This is a genomic window from Streptomyces sp. NPDC060028 (assembly GCF_042736725.1).
Lineage (GTDB): Bacteria > Actinomycetota > Actinomycetes > Streptomycetales > Streptomycetaceae > Streptomyces.
Genome location: NZ_JBHWVJ010000062.1, coordinates 1 through 20,338 on the forward strand (window position 1 = coordinate 1; position 20,338 = coordinate 20,338).

Genomic DNA, 20,338 nt, shown 5'->3' on the forward strand with positions numbered 1-20,338 from the left:
GATCCGACCGGTGGCCCCCTCGCGCATGTGCGGTACGCGCGTGGCCGCGAGCGGCTACTGCCGGGGCAGCGGCTTGCCCGTCGTCGCGTCGACCACCTTCCGGTCGCCGAGCGGCTGCTGGAGCGAGGCCGTCAGCGACATCTCCTTGGCGATCATGATGCAGGCCTGACCCGGCTTCTGCGGGGTGTCCGTGATCTTGACCATGACGGAAGCCGATTCCTCCCGGACCTCCAGGCCGTACGTACTGCACACCCCGCCCCAGAAGTTCACGGTCAGCTTCCTGTCGGGCGCCGCGTACGAGAAGCCGGGCACGGTACGTCCCTTCGCGGGCGTCGGGCCGGGGTCCTGGGCCGCCGCCGCGGGCTGGGTCACGGTGTGGCCGGGACCGCCGTCCTTGCCGGCCACCTCGAACAGCCAGGCCGGGACCAGGCCCCGCGCCCCGTCGACCGTCCCGGGAACCAGCCCGAGCGCGGCCCCCCGTACCGACTCCGTCCGCGGGGGCTTCATCGGGCGCGGCTCCGGGTTGCACGGCAGCGTGTCCGTGGGCCCGACCGGGGTGTCCGGGGACAGCGGGACGGTGGTCGCGCAGCCGCTCGGGCCGGGACCCGTGCCGTCGGAGCCCGAGGACGCCGCGTTCAGCCGGGCCAGCGCCTCGACGGCGCCGACCACCTGCTGCTCGGCCGCCCGTACCGGGGCCTTCAGCTCACCGCTGCCCGCCACCACCTGGGAGTCCGCGCCGACGCTGATCTTGGTGGTCCAGCCCTGCGTGGGCAGCCCGCCGATCACCGGGTCGGCGCTCACCACGCGGATCGAGCCCTGGGTGAGGCGTGCGTCCAGCCTGGCGCCGCTCTGGGCGGCCGCCGCCAGCACGGGCGCCGAGGCGGTCTTGGCGGCCTCTTCGGTCACCGGCTTGCCGGCGCCGCCCGCGGCGCTCCGGGCGCCCTGCTCGCCCTGGGCGCCCTGGTCGCTCTGCGGGAGGGTGGCCGGGCCGCAGGTGTCCTTGCCGCGCACGCAGTCGTCCCCGGCGCCGTTGCCCGTGCCGTTGCCGTTCCCCTGGAAGCGGGAGAAGTTCCAGGTCCCCGGCGCGGTACGGGCCACCGTGAGCCGGGGGCCGGAGCCGTCGCCGCTCTCCCCGGCCACCCAGACGTCCCCGCTGAGCCGCGGGGCGCCGGCGAGGCCGAGGGCCGTCGCGAGCCGGGCCACCTCGTCGGCGGTCACCTCGCCGCTCGCGGCGAAGGAGGGCGCCCCGGCCGGGGCCTCCGGCAGCGCGACGTCCGCCGTGTAGGTCACCCCGCCGCCGGACGGGTCCGGCTCGCCGGGGGCGATGCCGGGGCCCGAGGGGGAGGGGGCGACGCGGGGCGCGGAGGCCGCGCTGTCACCCGTACGACCACGGCCCGGCGAGGCATCGCCGTAGGCGGTCGACGCCCAGTACGCGGTGCCGCCGCCGGCGAGCAGGACGGCGGCGGCGATCGAGCCGACGGCCCAGGCCGGCCGCCGTCGTGTGGCCCGTGATGTGTCGGGTGTGTCGGTGTCGGGTTGTTCGCTGGTCACCGCATCGCTCCTTTGCCCGTCCCGGCCTACGTCTTGATGGTGCCGGTGGGACGGAACAGACGCGGATCCGGTTCCGCGGTCCGGCTAGTGCTGTGACCGGAAAGGTTCACCGCGTCGCGGCGCCCGGCACGGCGCCTCGCCGCGTTGTCGGACCGCGCACGTACGTCCAGTACGAGACGCGGTCCTCCGCCTTGCGATGCACCGCACCGGACACCGCGCCCCGGCAAACCTTTCCGGCCACAGCACTAGTCGCCGTACGCGGCGGTGGAGGCGATCAGGCGGGCCGAGGCCGGAGGGACGCTGACCCCGTGGATCTGTGAGGGCGCCACCCGGTCCGGACGGGGGTCCGCCGGGACCGCCCAGTGCGGGGCCATCCTGGCGCAGTCGCCCAGGAGTCGTGCGAAGCCGGGCCGCGCGTCGGCGGTGAGTTCGGCATACCCGAAGCCATCGGTGTAGGTCATGGGGGCACGTTAGGCACGGCGCGGGGCGGTAAGAAAGAGCTACTACGGGGTAGTTTCGGCCGGTCGGACGCGGGCCGCCGACCGGGTAGTTTGGATTGTCCCCTCGCCGTCCTTCGCAGGAGCATCCACGCCGTGCGTATCGCAGTCACCGGCTCCATCGCCACCGACCACCTCATGACCTTCCCCGGCCGCTTCGCCGACCAGCTGGTCGCGGACCAGCTGCACACGGTCTCCCTCTCCTTCCTCGTCGACAACCTCGACGTACGCCGGGGCGGGGTCGGCCCGAACATCTGCTTCGGCATGGGGCAGCTCGGCACCCGCCCGATCCTGGTCGGCGCGGCCGGCTCCGACTTCGACGAGTACCGCGCCTGGCTCGACCGGCACGGCGTCGACACCCAGTCCGTCCGGATCTCCGAGGTGCTGCACACCGCGCGCTTCGTCTGCACGACGGACTCCGACCACAACCAGATCGGCTCCTTCTACACGGGCGCGATGAGCGAGGCCCGGCTGATCGAACTGAAGTCGGTCGCCGACCGCGTGGGCGGGCTCGACCTCGTCCTGATCGGCGCGGACGACCCGGAGGCGATGCTGCGCCACACGGAGGAGTGCCGGACGCGGGGGATCCCCTTCGCCGCCGACTTCTCGCAGCAGATCGCCCGGATGGACGGCGAGAACATCCGCACCCTGATGGAGGGGGCGACGTACCTCTTCTCGAACGAGTACGAGAAGGGCCTGATCGAGTCGAAGTCCGGCTGGACCGACGAGGAGATCCTCGGCAAGGTCGGCACGCGCGTGACCACGCTGGGCTCGCGGGGCGTGCGCATCGAGCGGGTCGGCGAGGAGCCGGTCGTCGTCGGGTGCCCGGAGGAGACCGCGAAGGTCGACCCGACGGGTGTCGGCGACGCCTTCCGGGCCGGGTTCCTGACGGGGCTGGGCTGGGGCGTCGGCCTGGAGCGGGCCGCGCAGCTGGGCTGCATGCTCGCGACGCTGGTCATCGAGACCCTGGGCACGCAGGAGTACACCCTGGCCCGCGCGCACTTCATGGAGCGCTTCACCAAGGCCTACGGCGAAACCGCGGCCGCGGAGGTCCAGTCCCACCTCGCGGCGTAGCCCCCGGCTGCGGGGCGTAGCCCCGGACCCCGCGCCTCAAACGCCGGCGGGGCTGATCCTCGCCAGGCGGCATCAGCCAAAATCAAGTCCCGCCGGCGTTTGAGGCGCGGGGTCTGGGGCGGAGCCCCAGGGGGCGGCGTCGGCCCGTCAGTGCAGGCGGCGGACCGTGTAGGCCGTGCCCGCCGGGCGGGGGGCTTCGCCCAGGTAGGCGTGGCCCCGCATCGCGCACCAGGCGGGGATGTCCAGCCGGGCCACCTCGTCGTCCGAGAGGACGGTGACCGTACCGCCGACCGGCACCCGCCCGATCGCCCGGGCCAGCTCGATCACCGGCTGGGGGCAGCGCAGACCCAGCGCGTCCAGCTCCAGGGAGTCCGCCACCGGCGCCACCGGCGACGGCTCCGTGACCCCCAACCGCTCGCGCACCCCGGCCACCGCACCCGGCAGCACCTCCAGGAAGCCGTTGACCTCCGCCGCCGTCGTCCCGGCCGGCAGGGACACCCGTACGTTCCCCTCCGACAGCACGCCCATCGCCCGCAGCACATGCGAGGGCGTCAGGGTCGAGCTGGTGCAGGAGGATCCGGAGGAGACCGAGTAGCCCGCCCGGTCCAGCTCGTGCAACAACGTCTCCCCGTCGACGTAGAGGCAGGAGAAGGTGACCAGGTGCGGCAGCCGCCGGTCCGGGTCGCCCACCACCTCGACGTCCGGCACCAGCCGCGCCACCCGCCGCCGGAGCCGGTCCACGAGGACCCGCAGCCGGGCCGCCTCCGCGTCCGCCTCGGCGCGCACCGCACGCAGCGAGGCCGCCGCCGCGACGACCGCGGGCAGGTTGACGAAACCGGGGGAGCGGCCCGACTCCCTCTCGTCGGCGGGGCCTTGGGGCGAGAAGCGCACCCCCTTGCGCACCGCCAGCAGCCCGACCCCCGCCGGCCCGCCCCACTTGTGCGCACTGGCGGCCAGCACCGACCAGGCCCCCTCCACCGGGCCCCAGCCCAGCGATTGCGCCGCGTCCACCAGCAACGGCACCCCGGCCGCCGCGCAGACCTCGGCCACCTCCGCCACCGGCTGCACCGTGCCGACCTCGTGATTGGCCGACTGCAGGCACGCCAGCGCGGTGGCGGGACCCACCGCGTCCGCGTATCCGGCGGCCGAGACCGCGCCGAGCCGGTCCACGCCGACCTCGGTGACGGTGCCGCCACCCCCCTGGTGGAGCTCCGCCGCGTGCAGAACGGAACTGTGCTCGACGGCCGATACGACCAGATGCCCGCCGACGCGCCGCCGCCCGGCGAGGGCCCCGGCGATGCCGGTGTGAACCGCGTGCGTCCCCGAAGGAGTGAACACCAGCTCGTCGGGCCGGCAGCCCACCGCCTCCGCCGCCGCCTCCCGCGCGGCGTCCAACAGCAGCCGGGCCCGCCGCCCCTCCCGGTACAGCCGGGCCGGGTCGGCCCAGCCCTCGTCGAGGGAGGCCTGCAACGCCTGCCGGGCCACGGGGTGCAGGGGGGCGGCGGACGCGGTGTCGAAGTACGGCATCCGGTCACGCTAGCCGCCGGCCCGGCCCGTCCGAGGTCAGGGGCCGTCAGATGCGTTCCCGAGCCCGCCATTCGGGGGGGCCGGGCCCGTCCCCCGTACGGCGGATCCATCCCTTCGGGGGCAGTAGCGGCGCGTTGGGCACCCTCCCCGCGCGACCCCAAATAGCGTCCAGTAGGGTTTGGTCCGCATAAACATCCAAACCCCTGCCTGCGTCAGGGCCGGCGACCGACCCGAATGCGGCCGCGGCCGGCCGCGCGGGCCGAGACTCTCGGGAAGGCGCTACGTGAGTCCCTACGGCTCCGACCGCTCGCCGCGGCGCCCGATGCGGCGGAAGCTGCTGCAGGCGCTGACTGCGGGCGTGGTCCTGGCGACCGCCACTGGTTGCTCGTACAACTGGGAAGATTTCCCCCGCCTCGGATTGCCCTATCCGGTCACGGAGGAGGCGCCTCGCATCCTCTCCCTGTGGCAGGGGTCGTGGGCTGCCGCTCTGATCACCGGCATCCTCGTGTGGGGCCTGATCCTGTGGAGCGTCATCTTCCACCGGCGCAGCCGGACCAAGGTCGAGGTTCCCCCGCAGACCCGGTACAACATGCCCATCGAGGCGCTGTACACCGTGGTCCCGCTCATCATCGTCTCGGTGCTCTTCTACTTCACCGCGCGTGACGAGTCGAAGCTGCTCTCCCTCTCCGCCAAGCCGACCCACACGATCAACGTGGTCGGCTACCAGTGGAGCTGGGGCTTCAACTACATCGAGAACGTGGACGGGGACGCCGCGACCCCCAAGGCGGGCGAGGTTCCCAAGGAGCTCGCCTCCATCCCGGACCGTTTCACCAAGGACTTCCCCGCGGGCGCCGAGGGCGTCTACACCAAGGGCGTCCCCGGTGACCGGAACGCGGAGAAGGGGTGGCCCGGTCCGACCCTCTACCTGCCCAAGGGTGAGAAGGTCCGCTTCATCCTGTCGTCCAACGACGTCATCCACTCCTTCTGGGTGGTCCCCTTCCTGTTCAAGCAGGACGTCATCCCGGGCCACACCAACGTCTTCGAGGTCACCCCGAGCGAAGAAGGCGTCTTCATGGGCAAGTGCGCCGAGCTCTGCGGCGTGGACCACTCCCGGATGCTCTTCAACGTGAAGGTCGTCTCGCCGGAGGAGTACCGCGCTCACCTCAAGGAGCTGGCCGAGAAGGGGCAGACCGGCTACCTCCCGGCCGGCATCAAGCAGACCGACCCGGCCCGGAATGCGGAAGTGAACAAACTGTGAGCATCCTCAACGAATCTCAGGGTGCCGCCGCCGACTCGTATGAGAACGAGCTGCCGGTAAGGCGCAAGCAGCCGGGCAATGTCGTCGTGAAGTGGATGACCACTACCGACCACAAGACCATCGGCACGATGTACCTGGTCACCTCGTTCGTGTTCTTCATCATCGGCGGGATCATGGCGCTCTTCATGCGCGCCGAGCTGGCCCGTCCGGGTACGCAGATCATGTCGAACGAGCAGTTCAACCAGGCGTTCACGATGCACGGCACGATCATGCTGCTGATGTTCGCGACGCCGCTGTTCGCCGGATTCGCGAACTGGATCATGCCGCTGCAGATCGGCGCGCCCGACGTGGCGTTCCCGCGGCTGAACATGTTCGCGTACTGGCTGTACCTCTTCGGCTCGACCATCGCGGTGGCCGGCTTCGTCACCCCCTCGGGTGCCGCCGACTTCGGCTGGTTCGCCTACTCCCCGCTGTCGGACGCCGTCCGTTCGCCGGGCATCGGCGCCGACATGTGGATCATGGGTCTGGCCTTCTCCGGCTTCGGCACGATCCTCGGCTCGGTCAACTTCATCACCACGATCATCTGCATGCGCGCCCCCGGCATGACGATGTTCCGCATGCCGATCTTCACCTGGAACGTGCTGCTGACCGGTGTTCTGGTCCTGCTCGCCTTCCCGGTGCTGGCCGCCGCGCTCTTCGCGCTGGAGGCCGACCGGAAGTTCGGTGCGCATGTGTTCGATGCGGCAAACGGCGGCGCCTTGCTGTGGCAACACCTCTTCTGGTTCTTCGGGCATCCAGAGGTGTACATCATCGCGCTACCGTTCTTCGGAATCATTTCCGAGGTCATCCCGGTCTTCTCCCGCAAGCCGATGTTCGGCTACATCGGTCTGATCGCCGCGACGATCTCGATCGCCGGTCTCTCGGTGACGGTGTGGGCCCACCACATGTACGTCACCGGCGGTGTGCTGCTGCCGTTCTTCTCGTTCATGACCTTCCTGATCGCGGTACCGACCGGTGTGAAGTTCTTCAACTGGATCGGCACCATGTGGAAGGGCTCGCTGTCCTTCGAGACCCCGATGCTCTGGGCCGTCGGCTTCCTGGTCACCTTCACCTTCGGTGGCCTGACCGGCGTCATCCTGGCCTCGCCCCCGATGGACTTCCACGTCTCCGACTCGTACTTCGTCGTCGCGCACTTCCACTACGTCATCTTCGGCACCGTGGTCTTCGCGATGTTCTCCGGCTTCCACTTCTGGTGGCCGAAGTTCACGGGCAAGATGCTGGACGAGCGCCTCGGCAAGATCACCTTCTGGACGCTGTTCGTGGGCTTCCACGGCACGTTCCTGGTGCAGCACTGGCTGGGTGCCGAGGGCATGCCGCGTCGTTACGCGGACTACCTCGCGGCCGACGGCTTCACCCTGCTGAACACGATCTCGACGATCAGCTCCTTCCTGCTCGGCCTGTCGATGCTTCCGTTCATGTACAACGTGTGGAAGACCGCCAAGTACGGCAAGAAGGTCGAGGTCGACGACCCGTGGGGTTACGGCCGTTCGCTGGAGTGGGCGACTTCCTGCCCGCCGCCGCGGCACAACTTCCTCACCCTGCCGCGGATCCGTTCCGAGTCCCCGGCGTTCGACCTGCATCACCCGGAGATCGCGGCCCTCGACCACCTCGAGGACCACGGCGCCGGCGCCAAGGCCGTCACCGGTGGCAAGGAGGCCGGCAAGTGAAGATCCAGGGCAAGATGTTCCTCTGGCTCTCCTTCTTCATCCTGATCATGGCCGTCGTGTACGGCGTGTGGTCGAAGGAGCCCGTCGGTACCACCGCGCTCTTCCTGGCCTTCGGCCTGAGCGTCATGATCGGCTACTACCTGGCCTTCACGGCCAAGCGCGTGGACGAGATGGCCCAGGACAACAAGGAGGCCGACGTCGCCGACGAGGCGGGCGAGCTGGGGTTCTTCGCCCCGCACAGCTGGCAGCCGCTCTCGCTGGCCATCGGTGGCGCACTCGCCTTCAGCGGAGTGATCTTCGGCTGGTGGCTGATGTACTTCTCCGCCCCCGTCATCCTGGTCGGCCTGTGGGGCTGGGTGTACGAGTACTACCGCGGCGAGAACCAGAACCAGTAGCCGCACCACGCGCCGCGCACCGAGCGGCGGCGCAGCCAGGCACTTGGGGCCCGGACACCTCCGATGGAGGGGTCCGGGCCCCTCGTTTGCAGTCATCCCGCGCGCCGTAATTGTCATATCTTCATAGCGTTGACTCCATGAAGCACTCACCGCGTCTTTGGACGGTACTCAGCTGCTCCCTGCTGGTCGCGTCCCTCGGGGCCGGCGCCACCGCATGCGGGTCCGGCGACAACCCGCTGTCAGCCCGCCCGTTCGACGCGGGCGATCAAGTCGCCTTCAACCAGTCCTCCGGCAGCCGCCCCGTCGACCCCGACAAGCCCCTCGAGGTGACGGCCAAGAGCGGCGACGGCCGGATCACCGACGTGACCGCCGTCGACAACCACGGCCGCCGCCTGGCGGGCGAACTGTCCGCCACCGGCGACCGCTGGCACAGCACCGCCCCGATGGCCGCGGGCGTGCGCTACACGGTCACCGTGAGCACGGAGGACCAACGAGGCGCTCCAGGGCAGCGCACGCTGACTTTCGACACCACCCCGGCCAAGAAGGTCCTCAAGGTGGAATTCGGCCCTGACGCGGGCAAATACGGCGTCGGACAGCCCATCACGGCCGAACTCAACGAGCCGGTGAAGGACAAGGCCGCCCGAGCCGTCATCGAGCGGGGCCTGATCGTCGACGCCCCGTCCGGCGTCGAGGGCGCCTGGTACTGGGTGGACGACAAGACCCTCCACTACCGGCCCAAGGACTACTGGCCCGCCAACACCGAGGTCTCCGTACGGAGCAACCTGGAGGGCGTCAAGATCTCCGACGACTTCCACGGGGTCGCCGCGAAGCCGCTCAAGCTGGAGATCGGCGACCGCGTCGAGGTCACCACCGACGCCTCCTCGCACTACCTCACGTTCAAGCGCAACGGAGAAGTGATCAACACCATCCCGGTGACCACCGGGAAGCCGGGCTTCTCCACCCGCAACGGCATCAAGGTGGTGCTCGGCAAGCAGTACTACGTCCAAATGCGCGGCGACACGGTCGGCATCGGCGGCAGCGAGTACTACAACCTGCCCGTCTACTACGCGACCCGTGTCACCTGGAGTGGTGAATACGTCCACGCCGCGCCGTGGTCCGTCGGCTCCCAGGGCTACGAGAACGTCAGCCACGGCTGCACCGGCATGAGCACCGGCAACGCCGCCTGGTTCTACGAGAACATCACCGAGGGCGACATCGTCAAGGTGATCAACAGCATCGGCGACGACATGGACAACTTCGGCAACGGCTACGGCGACTGGAACCTCGACTGGAAGGACTGGCGCGAGGGCAGCGCCCTCCTCAAGGGCACCCAGGAAGGCCGCAGCCCCGTCGACCAGGCGCGCCTGCGCCCGCAGGTCTGAGGCCGCCTCCGCCAGGCGGACACGCCCGAGGGCCCAACAGGCCCCGGCCAGGGCCGTGCAGGCCCGTACGGCCCCCACCGGCGCGGCCGGAGCGCCTACGCGGCCGAGGAAGACAGCCGCGCGCGCAGCAGACCCGCCAGGGCGGCCGCGAACTCCACAGGATCCACCGGAAGGGTGACGGCGGCGTCCGCGCGGCTCCACGTGGCCAGCCAGGCGTCCTGGGGGCGTCCCATGAGCAGCAGCACCGGCGGGCAGTTGAAGATCTCGTCCTTGATCTGCCGGGCCACGCCCATGCCCCCGGCCGGGGCCGCCTCGCCGTCCAACACGCAGACGTCGATGCCGCCCGCATCCAGCTCCGTCAGCACGGCCGGCAGCGTGGCGCACTCCAGGAACTCCACGGGCGGCAGGTCCGCGGCCGGCCTGCGCCCGGCCGCCAGCCGCACCTGCTCCCGGGTGCCCGCGTCGTCGCTGTAGACCAGAACCCGCGCAGTCGCCCGCATTTCGTTCCTCCACGTATCCGCGAAAAACGCTGATGATGCGCGGGATGCTACTCCGTCCGACCCGGTGTCAACATCGGTTCGGACAGCATCTCTGATGGGCCGTTCGGGCCTTGCACACGCCCCTGACACTCCGAACGGCACCCCCCGGGGTGAGGGCGGGATAAGCGACCGACATAATGTCGGTCGTGGCGACAGCAACGACAGTAGATACCGGGCACGCGCACCCGACGGTCAACCGGCCGAACCTCGTCAGCGTCGGAACCATCATCTGGTTGAGTTCCGAGCTGATGTTCTTCGCGGCCCTCTTCGCGATGTACTTCACCCTGCGATCCGTGACAGGCGCCGAGTACTGGACAGAACAGGCATCGTTCCTGAATCTGCCCTTCTCGGCGACGAACACAACGATCCTGGTGCTCTCCTCGCTCACCTGCCAGCTCGGCGTATTCGCCGCCGAGCGCGGTGACGTGAAGAAGCTCAGGACGTGGTTCATCATCACGTTCGTCATGGGTGCCATCTTCATTGGCGGCCAGGTGTTCGAATACACCGAGCTGGTCAAGCACGAGGGCATCTCCCTCTCGTCTGGTCCGTACGGCTCGGTCTTCTACCTGACCACCGGCTTCCACGGTCTGCACGTGACGGGCGGTCTCATCGCCTTCCTGCTGGTCCTCGGCCGGACGTACGCGGCCAAGAGGTTCACCCACGAACAGGCCACGTCGGCCATCGTCGTGTCCTACTACTGGCACTTCGTCGATGTCGTCTGGATCGGCCTCTTCGCAACGATCTACCTGATCAAGTAGCGAACACGTCGCCGGGCCCGACCCGGCACTCCATCCAGAAACACCGACGCAGAAGATCCTGACACCGGGGTAATCCGTGAAAAAGCTCTCCGCACGACGACGCCATCCGCTGGCGGCGGTCGTCGTTCTACTCCTCGCGCTGGCGGCCACTGGGGGGCTTTACGCCGCCTTCGCCCCCGCGGGCAAGGCGCAGGCCGATGAAACCGCCCAGTCCCTCGCCATCGAGGAGGGCAAGAAGCTCTACGCCGTGGGCTGCGCAAGCTGCCACGGAACCGGCGGTCAGGGTTCCTCTGACGGCCCCAGCCTGGTCGGCGTCGGCTCCGCGGCCGTCGACTTCCAGGTGAGCACGGGCCGCATGCCCGCCCAGCAGCCCGGCGCCCAGGTGCCGAAGAAGCCCGTCATCTACACCCAGGCGCAGATCGACCAGCTCGCCGCGTACATCGCCTCTCTCGGCGCGGGCCCCATCACGCCGCACGAGAAGCAGTACGACCCGGCGGGTGCCGACATCGCCAAGGGTGGTGAGCTGTTCCGCAACAACTGCGCGCAGTGCCACAACTTCACCGGTGAGGGCGGCGCGCTGACGAACGGCAAGTACGCCCCCAACCTTGAGGGCGTCGAGCCGAAGCACATCTACGAGGCCATGCTCACCGGCCCGCAGAACATGCCCTCCTTCCCGGACAGCACCATGCCGGAGAAGCAGAAGAAGGACATCATCGCGTACCTCCAGACCGTGAACGGCGAGAAGTCGACCAGCCCCGGTGGCCTCAAGCTCGGTGGCCTCGGCCCCGTCTCCGAGGGTCTGTTCGGCTGGATCTTCGGTCTGGGTGCGCTGATCGCTGTCGCCGTCTGGGTCGCGGCCCACACCGCTAAGGCCAAGAAGTCATGAGTAGCCAAGACATTCCCGAAGAGAAGCACCTGCCGAGCGAGCAGGGCGACGCGCACCACGGTGGCGTGGCGGTCGCGGACGACCCGTTCGCCGACCCGGGCCTGCCGGTCCACAGGCCGCGCATCCAGGACATCGACGAGGCGGCGGCCAAGCGCTCCGAGCGCACGGTCGCGATGCTGTTCACGCTGTCGATGCTGGCCACGATCGGCTTCATCGCCGCCTACGTGAGCATCCCGGTCGAAAAGATCGTCTTCATCTTCCCGATCGGGAGGGTGAGCGCGCTCAACTTCGCCCTGGGCATGACCCTGGGCACGGCCCTCTTCTGCATCGGCGCGGGGGCGGTCCACTGGGCCCGCACCCTGATGTCCGACGAGGAGATCGCCGACGAGCGCCACGAGATCGCGGCTCCGGCCGACGTCCGGGCCAAGGTCATGCAGGACTTCGCCGATGGCACGGACGAGTCCGCCATCGCCCGTCGTCCGCTCCTGCGCAACACGATGCTCGGCGCGCTGGCCCTGCTGCCGCTGTCCGCCGTCGTGATCCTGCGCGACCTGGGCCCGCTGCCCGAGGACAAGCTCCGCAAGACCATCTGGGCCAAGGGCAAGCTGCTCATCAACCAGAACACGATGGAGCCGCTGCGTCCCGAGGACGTCATCACCGGTTCGCTGACGTTCGCCCTGCCGGAAGGCCTGGAGGAGGAGCAGCACGACTTCCAGGTCCAGATCGCCAAGGCTGCCCTGATGATCGTCCGGATCAAGCCGGAGGACATCAAGGACAAGCAGGAGCTGGAGTGGTCCCACGACGGAATCGTGGCCTACTCCAAGATCTGCACCCACGTCGGCTGCCCGATCAGCCTGTACGAGCAGCAGACGCACCACGTGCTCTGCCCGTGCCACCAGTCCACCTTCGACCTCTCCGACGGCGCCCGAGTCATCTTCGGCCCGGCTGGTCACGCGCTTCCGCAGCTGCGGATCGGCGTCAATGACGAAGGTTTCCTCGAGGCGCTCGGCGACTTCGAAGAGCCCGTCGGTCCTGCTTTCTGGGAGCGCGGATGAGCACTGCCACTGAAACCGAACGCAAAGCGCCTGCCGGCGAGCGCGTAGCCGACTGGGCGGACGGCCGCCTGGGCATCTACGCCCTCGCCAAGGCGAACATGCGCAAGATCTTCCCGGACCACTGGTCCTTCATGCTGGGTGAGATCTGCCTCTACAGCTTCACGATCCTCATCCTCACGGGTGTGTATCTGACGCTGTTCTTCCACCCGAGCATGAACGAGGTCACGTACGACGGTTCGTACGTGCCGCTGCAGGGCGTCATGATGTCCGAGGCCTTCGCCTCGACGCTCCACATCAGCTTCGACGTCCGCGGCGGTCTGCTCATCCGGCAGATCCACCACTGGTCGGCGCTGATCTTCATCGCCGCGATGCTCGTGCACATGATGCGCGTCTTCTTCACCGGCGCCTTCCGCAAGCCGCGCGAGGTCAACTGGATCTTCGGCTTCCTGCTGCTGGTCCTCGGCATGTTCACCGGCTTCACCGGTTACTCCCTGCCGGACGACCTGCTCTCGGGCACCGGTGTCCGCTTCATGGAGGGCGCGATCCTGTCCGTGCCGGTCGTCGGCACGTACCTGTCGTTCTTCCTCTTCGGCGGCGAGTTCCCGGGCGGCGACTTCGTCGCACGCTTCTACTCGGTGCACATCCTGCTGCTGCCGGGCATCATGATGGGCCTGATCGTGGCCCACCTGATCCTCGTCGTGTACCACAAGCACACCCAGTACGCGGGTCCCGGCAAGACCGAGAAGAACGTCGTCGGCATGCCGCTGCTGCCGGTCTACATGGCCAAGGCCGGAGGCTTCTTCTTCCTGGTCTTCGGTGTCATCGCGGCCATCTCGGCCATCGCCTCGATCAACCCGATCTGGGCGCTCGGCCCGTACCGTCCGGACCACGTGTCCACCGGTGCGCAGCCCGACTGGTACATGGGCTTCTCCGAGGGCCTCATCCGTGCCATGCCCGGCTGGGAGATCAACCTGTGGGGCCACACCCTCGTCCTGGGTGTGTTCGTCCCGCTGATCATCTTCCCGCTGGTCCTGGTCGCGATCGCGGTCTACCCGTTCATCGAGTCCTGGGTCACCGGGGACAAGCGCGAGCACCACATCCTGGACCGCCCGCGCAACGTCCCGACCCGGACGGCGTTCGGTGTGGCCTGGCTGGCGTGGTACGTCATCCTGCTGATCGCCGGTGGAAACGACATGTTCGCGCAGTACTTCCACCTGTCGATCAACTCGATCACCTGGTTCGCCCGGATCGGCTTCTTCGTCCTTCCGGTCATCGCCTTCGTCATCACCAAGCGGATCTGCCTCGGCCTCCAGCGCCGGGACCGGGACAAGGTGCTGCACGGTCGCGAGACCGGCATCATCAAGCGCCTGCCGCACGGTGAGTTCGTCGAGATCCACGAGCCGCTCTCGCAGGGCAAGCTGCACACGCTCACCTCGTACGAGCAGTACAAGCCGGTCGAGATCGGCCCGACGGTCGACGAGAACGGTGTCAAGCGCAAGGTGAAGCTCACCGAGAAGCTCCGCGCGAAGCTGAGCAAGGGCTACTACGGCGAGAACAACCAGATTCCGAAGCCCACGGTGGAGGAATACAAGGAGATCCAGAGCGGCCACGGCCACCACTGATCCCCGTGATCCCCGCATGAGGGACTGATTTCGGTCAGTCCTGGTGTCGCCACGGCGAGAGCCCCGTCCAATCATTGGACGGGGCTCTTTGCCGTTCATCTGTGCTGGATAGGCTGAGGGCCTTCCCATCCGACGTGGAATCCCCACTGGCAGCAGGAGCGGACCATGACCGTTGTGACCCCGGCAGGCGGCGACAGCGTGGCGGCCTCCAGCTGGCCGGGCGTCCTCGACGCCCTGCTGAGCGGCCGGGACCTGGGCGCGGACGACACGGCCTGGGCCATGGACAGGATCATGCGCGGGGAGGCCACCGACGCCCAGATCGCCGGCTTCGCGGTCGCCCTGCGGGCCAAGGGCGAGACGGTCGCGGAGATCAACGGCCTGGTGCGCACCATGTACGAACACGCCAACCTGATCGAGGTGCCGGGCCGGACGGTGGACATCGTCGGCACCGGCGGCGACGGCGCCCAGACGGTGAACATCTCCACGATGTCGGCGATCGTGGTGGCCGGTACCGGCGCCAAGGTGGTCAAGCACGGCAACCGGGCCGCGTCCTCCGCGAGCGGGTCCTCCGACGTCCTGGAGAAGCTCGGCGTGAACCTCGACCTCACCCCCCGGCGGGTGGTGGAGGTCGTCGAGGAGGCCGGGATCACGTTCTGCTTCGCCGTGAAGTTCCACCCGGCGCTGCGGCACGTGGCGGCGGCCCGCAAGGAGCTGGGCATCCGGACCACCTTCAACTTCCTGGGCCCGCTGACCAATCCGGCCCGGGTGCGGGCGCAGGCGACCGGTGTGGCCGACGCCCGGATCGCCCCCATCGTGGCGGGCGTGCTCGCCGAGCGGGGCTCCTCCGCGCTGGTCTTCCGGGGCGACGACGGCCTGGACGAGCTGACCACGACCGCGACCTCGCGGGTGTGGTGGGTGCGTGACGGCAAGGTCGAGGAGCAGCCCTTCGACCCGCGCGACGTCGGCATCGACCTCGTCGACGTGTCCGCGCTGCGCGGCGCGGACGCCTCGTACAACGCAGACATCGCCCAGCGCCTGCTGGCCGGCGAGACGGGTCCGGTCCGCGACGCGGTGCTGCTGAACTCGGCGGCCGCGCTGGTGGCCCTGGACCCCGGCACGGGCACGCTGGAGGAGCAGCTGCGGGCCGGCATCGCCCGCGCGGCGCAGTCCATCGACTCGGGCGCGGCCCGGGCGTCGCTGGCCCGGTGGGTGCAGGCCAGCAACCGCTGATCCTTTTCGGCCAAGATCCCCGGTCCGGAATGTGGACCGGGGTCTTGCGGCGGAGGGATCTTGTGGCAGGATGCTCGGCAGGTCACGAGTGACAGCGTTTAGGCCCCGGCTTGCTGTCCGGCAACCCTCCTTCCGTGGCGGGGTGCCCCGGGTGATGACCAGGTCGTAGGCACAAAGGCCTACGGCAAGCGCGGATCCCTCGACACCAGGGGTCCTGGTCTCTCGAGGAGTTTTTCCGTGAGCAAGCGAATGCGATAGGGCGAGTCCGCCCCTTCTTCACCCTCCGTGCGGCCCTCAGTCGTCCGTGCGTCGAGGCAACTCCCGTACCACTGCACGTGTGCGTCCGCGCATCCGCGCACCCACGTACGGGCCATCCGAAGCCATTGCGCCTGTCCTGCCGGGAGATACCGCCATGTCCACGTACCAGAACGCCGCCGCCCCCGCCGCCGTGACCGCCCCCGTCGACCCCGTCTGTGCGGGGCCGCTGCCGGTTCTCGGCCGCGACGTCACCGTGCCGCTCGTCACCGGCGGCGAGGTCACCTACGCCGCCCTCGACTACGCGGCCAGCGCCCCGGCCCTGCAGCGCGTCTGGGACGACGTGGCCGCGTACGCCCCGTACTACGGCAGCGTGCACCGCGGTGCCGGCTACCTCTCGCAGCTCTCCACCGACCTCTTCGAGCAGAGCCGGGTCACGGTCGCCGAGTTCCTCGACTGCCGGGCCGCCGACCAGGTGATCTTCACCCGGTCCACCACCGACTCGCTGAACCTGCTCGCCGCCGTGCTCCCGGCCGACTGCCAGGTCTTCGTCTTCGAGACCGAGCACCACGCCTCGCTGCTGCCGTGGGTGAACGCGCAGGTCACGTACCTCAACGCGCCGCGCACCCCGGACGAGGCCGTCGCCACCCTGGAGCGCGCGCTGGCCGCCCGCGACCCCTACGGCCCGGCCCTGGTCTGCGTCACCGGCGCCTCCAACGTCACCGGTGAGCTGTGGCCCGTGAAGGAACTCGCGGCGGCCGCGCACGCCCACGGCGCGCGCATCGTGCTGGACGCCGCCCAGCTGGCCCCGCACCACCCCGTCTCGGTGCAGGACCTCGACGTGGACTGGGTCGCCTTCTCGGGACACAAGCTGTACGCCCCCTTCGGCTCGGGCGTGCTGGCCGGCCGTGCGGACTGGCTCCGGCAGGCCGAGCCGTACCTGGCCGGCGGCGGCGCCTCCCGCAAGGTCGCCCGGCGCGAGGACGGCGGTGTGGACGTCGAGTGGCACACCACCGCCGCGCGGCACGAGGCCGGCTCCCCGAACGTCATCGGCGTGTACTCGATCGCCTCCGCCTGCCGCGCCCTCACCGAGGCGGGCTTCGACACCCTGGTGGCCCGGGAGCAGGAGCTGATCGCCCAGGTCCGCGCGGGCCTGGCCGAGGTCCCGGCGGTGCGGGTCCTGTCCCTCTTCGGCGACGACGCGCCGCGGGTCGGGGTCATCTCGTTCGTGGTGGACGGCTGGAACAGCTCCCACTTCGCGGCGGCCCTGTCCGCGGAGTACGGGATCGGCGTGCGCGACGGGCTGTTCTGCGCCCACCCGCTGGTCCGCACCCTGCTGGGCAGCGAACCCCAGGCCCAGGGCGAATGCGGAGCCCCGGAGGCCGCCCCCGGCGAGCGCTCGCTGAACGCCATCCGCGTCAGCTTCGGCGCGGGCACCCCCGACGAGCACGTGGAGCGCTTCGTCCGCGCCGTGCGCGAGCTGGTCGAGGACGGCGCGAAGTGGGAGTACCGCACGGAAGAGGGCCGCTGCGTCCCCGCCGTCTGACGGCCCGGCCGGGGGAAGCGGTGCCCGGACCGCTCACCCCGCCGGAGGTGTCAGGCGTCCAGGCCGATGGCGAAGGCGGCTTCCAGGTCGTGCTGGGAGTACGTGCGGAACGCCACGTGGGTGTCCGTCACCTCCACGCCCGGGATCTTGCTGATGCGGCCAGGGATGATGTCCGCCAGGGTCTCGTGGCGGGCGACACGGACGAGCGCGATCAGGTCGTACGTACCCGTGACGGAGTAGACCTCGCTGACGCTGTCCAGCGCGGCGATGGACTCGGCGATCTCGGGGATCCGGTCCACGCTGGTCTTGATGAGCACGATCGCGGTGATCACGGTTGGCTGTCTCCCTCGCTGGCCGTCGCTGGTCGCCTCACTCTAGTCGTACGCCGGTAGCGGACCCACGCGTAGAGGAAGCCGAGCGAGAAGCCCACCACGTGGGCCAGATAGGCGACCCCCGGACCGCTGCCCGCGCGGTGCGCCGCCAGCCACTGGAGTGCGAACCAGAAGAGCAGGACGATCCACGCCGGGAAGCGCAGCGGCAGGAACAACAGGAACGGGAACAGGCTCGTCACCCGGGCCTTGGGGAACAGGCACAGGAAGGCCCCCAGCACCGCCGAGATCGCCCCGGACGCGCCGACCAGCGTCTGGTCCGAGGAGGCGTTCGCCGCCGCGTACACGGCCAGGGCGAGGTAGCCCGTACAGACGTAGAAGCAGAGGAACTCCGCCCGGCCCATCCGTCGCTCCGTCATCGCGCCGAAGACGTGGAGGAAGAGCATGTTCCCCAGCAGGTGCAGCCAGCTGCCGTGGATGAACAGTGCCGTCAGCGGAGTCAGCAGTGCGCGGCGGTCCCCCGTGAACAGCTCGTCCGGGACCACGCCCCAGCGCCGGAAGTACGCCGTCCCCGAGACCAGCAGTTCCCCGCCCGTCCCGTAGCCCGGGTTCAGGCCCGACGCCGGGCCGAGGAGGAACACCACACAGCACGCGGCGATGAGCGTGTGCGTGACCACCGGGCCCCGGGCGGCCTCGCGCAGGGCCTGCCACCTTACGATCATGCGACCGAGCATGACCCAAGCCGACCCACTTGGAGCGGTGGCAGGCCGTAGGGTTACGAGCTGCGCCGTCCGCCACGCACGCGCGGGCGGCTTTGATTGAATGCATTGAACGAGCCTTGAAGGAGAGAGCGGCCTGATGACGGTTCCCCAGCCGACCGACACCACCCGGTGGCGCTGCACCCTGTGCGGCAACCTCACGCGGTTCGACGTCACCCGTTCGTCGAAGGTCGTGGAATACGTCCACCTGGACCTCGCCGGGGAGCCGAAGGTCGAGGAGCGCGAGGTGGTCAATGAGACCATCGAGTCGGTCCGCTGCCGCTGGTGCAACGCGGTGGACCAGATCGAACTCGTGGACAGGCCGGGCGCGGACTCCTGACGGAGCCGTGCCCACACGTACATACGGTAGGGGTGACGGATTGTGGAGCCAGCAAGCGGCGGTGAGCCGGCCGACGCGGCCGGCGACGCCGCGGAGGTGCTCGACCGCCCGCTGCCGGAAGGCGTGCGGCGCCGGGTCGTCGCGCTCGTCTCGGACGCCTTCGGCGGTCTGACGGTCGCGGACCTCCCGGCGCAGCTGCGCCAGTACGCCCGTTTCACCCCGACCCGGCGCGCCAAGTTCGCCGGCAATGCCATGGCGACGGCCGTCGAGACCGACGCCGTCTTCCGCGGCCGGGTCGCCGAGAAGCTCCGCGAGGCGCAGGCCGACCTCGCCGGGGCGCTGGAGTCCGGAGCCCCGCCCGCCGCCGCCGATCCGCTGGACGTGGCGGCGGCCGCGTACGTGCTGCGGCCGGCCGGCTGGGTGAAGCTGGTGGCCGCCGCGGGCGAGGAGGCGCAGCGTGCCGACGCCGAGCGCGTCGGCGAGGAGGCCCGGCGGGAGCTGGACCGCCTCCGCGAGGAACTGGCCCACGTACGGGAGCTGCAGCGCACCGGCGGCGAACAGGTGCGGGTCGAGCTGGACGCGGCCCGCAAGGAAGCGGAATCGCTTCAGCGCAAGCTGCGCAGCGCCCTCAGCGACGTCAAGCGGGGCGAGGCGGCCCTGCGCAAGGTGAACGCCGAGATCGACGGCATCCGCGGTGAGACGGCCGCCCAGGTGGCCGTCGCCGAGAGCGAGAGCCGACGGCTCAAGTCCCGCCTCGCGGAGGTGGAGACGGCCCTGGAGACCTCGCGCAGGGCCACCCGCGAGGGCCGCAGCATCGAGGACATGCGGCTGCGCCTGCTGCTCGACACCGTGCTGGACGCGGCGGCGGGGCTGCGCCGCGAGCTGGCGCTGCCGCCGGTGTCCACGCGGCCGGCGGACACCGTGGACGCGGTGGAGCCGGGCCTGATGACTCCCAAGGACATCGCGGCGCGCGCCCTGTCGGAGACCGATCCGGCGCTGCTGGACCAGTTGTTGGCGCTGCCTCAGGCCCATCTGGTGGTCGACGGCTACAACGTCACCAAGACCGGCTATCCGACGATGCCGCTGGAGAAGCAGCGGCTGCGGCTGCTGGGCGGGCTGTCGATGCTCGCCGCGCAGACGGGCGCGGAGATGACCTGTGTCTTCGACGGCGCGGAGCTGGCGGCCCCCGTGCTGCTCGCGCCGCCCCGCGGGGTGCGGGTGCTGTTCTCCAAGGCCGGGGTGACGGCGGACGAGCTCATCCGCCAACTGGTGCGTGCCGAGCCGCCGGGCCGGCCCGTGGTCGTGGTCTCCACCGACCGTGAGGTCGCCGACGGGGTGGCCAAGGCCGGTGCACGACCGGTGGCGTCCGCATTGCTGCTGAAGCGGCTTTCGCGCGTTTCATAACTACTGGGTCGAATGCCGGAATTGGCAGGGCTCCGAGGGAACGTACCGTCAAGTGGTCTGCACAGAGCGTGCTCTCTAGGTAAAGAAGCTGGTCGGCGAGCGAAATTTTTCCTTGCAGGATTTGAACTGATCACAGAAGGGTCACTAGGGTCACCTCAAACCTTCGTGCGGTAGATCACCCATTCGGGGTGGCAGCGAAGGTGTC

General features: G+C 69.8%; 19 protein-coding genes and 1 riboswitch. Of the genes, 13 read left to right on the top strand and 6 right to left on the bottom strand.

Annotated elements, in window-relative coordinates; all coding sequences use genetic code 11:
- Nucleotides 1-54: 54 nt before the first annotated feature.
- Nucleotides 55-1,551: a hypothetical protein gene (locus ACFWBF_RS26365; protein WP_385606220.1), complete on the bottom strand. Its 1,497-nt coding sequence runs from the start codon at nucleotides 1,549-1,551 to the stop codon at nucleotides 55-57.
- 245 nt (nucleotides 1,552-1,796) lie between these two features.
- Nucleotides 1,797-2,012, bottom strand: a complete 216-nt coding sequence (locus ACFWBF_RS26370; RefSeq protein ID WP_385606222.1) for a hypothetical protein — start codon at nucleotides 2,010-2,012, stop codon at nucleotides 1,797-1,799.
- A gap of 132 nt (nucleotides 2,013-2,144) precedes the next feature.
- On the opposite strand from ACFWBF_RS26370, the gene ACFWBF_RS26375 reads away from it, so the two are divergent.
- Complete coding sequence (locus ACFWBF_RS26375) at nucleotides 2,145-3,122, top strand: carbohydrate kinase family protein (RefSeq protein WP_385606224.1); 978 nt, start codon at nucleotides 2,145-2,147, stop codon at nucleotides 3,120-3,122.
- A 147-nt stretch (nucleotides 3,123-3,269) separates the two neighbouring features.
- On the opposite strand, the gene ACFWBF_RS26380 is transcribed toward ACFWBF_RS26375, so the two are convergent.
- Nucleotides 3,270-4,649: a cysteine desulfurase/sulfurtransferase TusA family protein gene (locus ACFWBF_RS26380; RefSeq protein WP_385606226.1), complete on the bottom strand. Its 1,380-nt coding sequence runs from the start codon at nucleotides 4,647-4,649 to the stop codon at nucleotides 3,270-3,272.
- A gap of 283 nt (nucleotides 4,650-4,932) precedes the next feature.
- Between ACFWBF_RS26380 and coxB the strand changes: the two genes are divergently transcribed.
- The 4 genes from coxB (at nucleotide 4,933) to ACFWBF_RS26400 (ending at nucleotide 9,411) form a co-directional block, all read left to right on the top strand.
- Nucleotides 4,933-5,907 (top strand): cytochrome c oxidase subunit II, encoded by a 975-nt coding sequence (coxB, locus tag ACFWBF_RS26385; RefSeq protein WP_385606228.1) that lies wholly within the window; start codon nucleotides 4,933-4,935, stop codon nucleotides 5,905-5,907.
- Complete coding sequence (gene ctaD, locus ACFWBF_RS26390) at nucleotides 5,904-7,634, top strand: cytochrome c oxidase subunit I (RefSeq protein WP_385606230.1); 1,731 nt, start codon at nucleotides 5,904-5,906, stop codon at nucleotides 7,632-7,634. Before coxB ends, ctaD begins: the two co-directional genes overlap by 4 nt.
- Nucleotides 7,631-8,029 carry a cytochrome c oxidase subunit 4 gene (locus ACFWBF_RS26395; RefSeq protein ID WP_385223122.1) on the top strand — a complete coding sequence of 133 codons (399 nt, stop codon included), beginning with the start codon at nucleotides 7,631-7,633 and terminating at the stop codon, nucleotides 8,027-8,029. Before ctaD ends, ACFWBF_RS26395 begins: the two co-directional genes overlap by 4 nt.
- Nucleotides 8,030-8,166: 137 nt before the next feature.
- Entirely contained in the window at nucleotides 8,167-9,411 is a 1,245-nt protein-coding gene (locus ACFWBF_RS26400; protein WP_385606232.1) for an Ig-like domain-containing protein, read from the top strand.
- A gap of 95 nt (nucleotides 9,412-9,506) precedes the next feature.
- Here ACFWBF_RS26400 and ACFWBF_RS26405 read toward each other — a convergent pair whose 3' ends face one another.
- Complete coding sequence (locus tag ACFWBF_RS26405) at nucleotides 9,507-9,911, bottom strand: hypothetical protein (RefSeq protein WP_385223118.1); 405 nt, start codon at nucleotides 9,909-9,911, stop codon at nucleotides 9,507-9,509.
- 176 nt (nucleotides 9,912-10,087) lie between these two features.
- Here ACFWBF_RS26405 and ACFWBF_RS26410 point away from each other — a divergent pair, with 176 nt between their 5' ends.
- From ACFWBF_RS26410 to ACFWBF_RS26435, 6 genes are all read left to right on the top strand, one after another.
- Entirely contained in the window at nucleotides 10,088-10,708 is a 621-nt protein-coding gene (locus ACFWBF_RS26410; RefSeq protein ID WP_385223116.1) for a heme-copper oxidase subunit III, read from the top strand.
- 76 nt (nucleotides 10,709-10,784) lie between these two features.
- Nucleotides 10,785-11,594 (top strand): c-type cytochrome, encoded by an 810-nt coding sequence (locus ACFWBF_RS26415; protein ID WP_385606234.1) that lies wholly within the window; start codon nucleotides 10,785-10,787, stop codon nucleotides 11,592-11,594.
- A complete protein-coding gene (locus ACFWBF_RS26420) occupies nucleotides 11,591-12,649 on the top strand; it encodes a Rieske 2Fe-2S domain-containing protein (RefSeq protein ID WP_385606236.1) in 1,059 nt (352 codons plus the stop codon). The genes ACFWBF_RS26415 and ACFWBF_RS26420 overlap by 4 nt, the downstream gene beginning before the upstream one ends.
- Nucleotides 12,646-14,271, top strand: coding sequence for a cytochrome bc complex cytochrome b subunit (locus ACFWBF_RS26425; protein WP_385606238.1), 1,626 nt, complete (start codon nucleotides 12,646-12,648; stop codon nucleotides 14,269-14,271). Before ACFWBF_RS26420 ends, ACFWBF_RS26425 begins: the two co-directional genes overlap by 4 nt.
- 165 nt (nucleotides 14,272-14,436) lie before the next feature.
- On the top strand, nucleotides 14,437-15,501 hold the full coding sequence (trpD, locus tag ACFWBF_RS26430; protein WP_385606240.1) for an anthranilate phosphoribosyltransferase: 1,065 nt from the start codon (nucleotides 14,437-14,439) through the stop codon (nucleotides 15,499-15,501).
- A gap of 80 nt (nucleotides 15,502-15,581) precedes the next feature.
- A riboswitch (SAM riboswitch) is annotated at nucleotides 15,582-15,698 on the top strand.
- A gap of 215 nt (nucleotides 15,699-15,913) precedes the next feature.
- On the top strand, nucleotides 15,914-17,302 hold the full coding sequence (locus tag ACFWBF_RS26435; RefSeq protein WP_385606242.1) for an aminotransferase class V-fold PLP-dependent enzyme: 1,389 nt from the start codon (nucleotides 15,914-15,916) through the stop codon (nucleotides 17,300-17,302).
- Between the two features lie 50 nt (nucleotides 17,303-17,352).
- On the opposite strand, the gene ACFWBF_RS26440 is transcribed toward ACFWBF_RS26435, so the two are convergent.
- Nucleotides 17,353-17,634, bottom strand: coding sequence for an Lrp/AsnC ligand binding domain-containing protein (locus tag ACFWBF_RS26440; protein ID WP_365917310.1), 282 nt, complete (start codon nucleotides 17,632-17,634; stop codon nucleotides 17,353-17,355).
- Complete coding sequence (locus tag ACFWBF_RS26445) at nucleotides 17,631-18,353, bottom strand: rhomboid family intramembrane serine protease (protein ID WP_385606244.1); 723 nt, start codon at nucleotides 18,351-18,353, stop codon at nucleotides 17,631-17,633. Before ACFWBF_RS26445 ends, ACFWBF_RS26440 begins: the two co-directional genes overlap by 4 nt.
- A 136-nt stretch (nucleotides 18,354-18,489) precedes the next feature.
- Between ACFWBF_RS26445 and ACFWBF_RS26450 the strand changes: the two genes are divergently transcribed.
- On the top strand, nucleotides 18,490-18,729 hold the full coding sequence (locus ACFWBF_RS26450) for a hypothetical protein (RefSeq protein WP_215027827.1): 240 nt from the start codon (nucleotides 18,490-18,492) through the stop codon (nucleotides 18,727-18,729).
- Nucleotides 18,730-18,768: 39 nt separating this feature from the next.
- Nucleotides 18,769-20,133, top strand: coding sequence for an NYN domain-containing protein (locus ACFWBF_RS26455; protein ID WP_385606279.1), 1,365 nt, complete (start codon nucleotides 18,769-18,771; stop codon nucleotides 20,131-20,133).
- The last annotated feature ends 205 nt before the right edge of the window (nucleotides 20,134-20,338 follow it).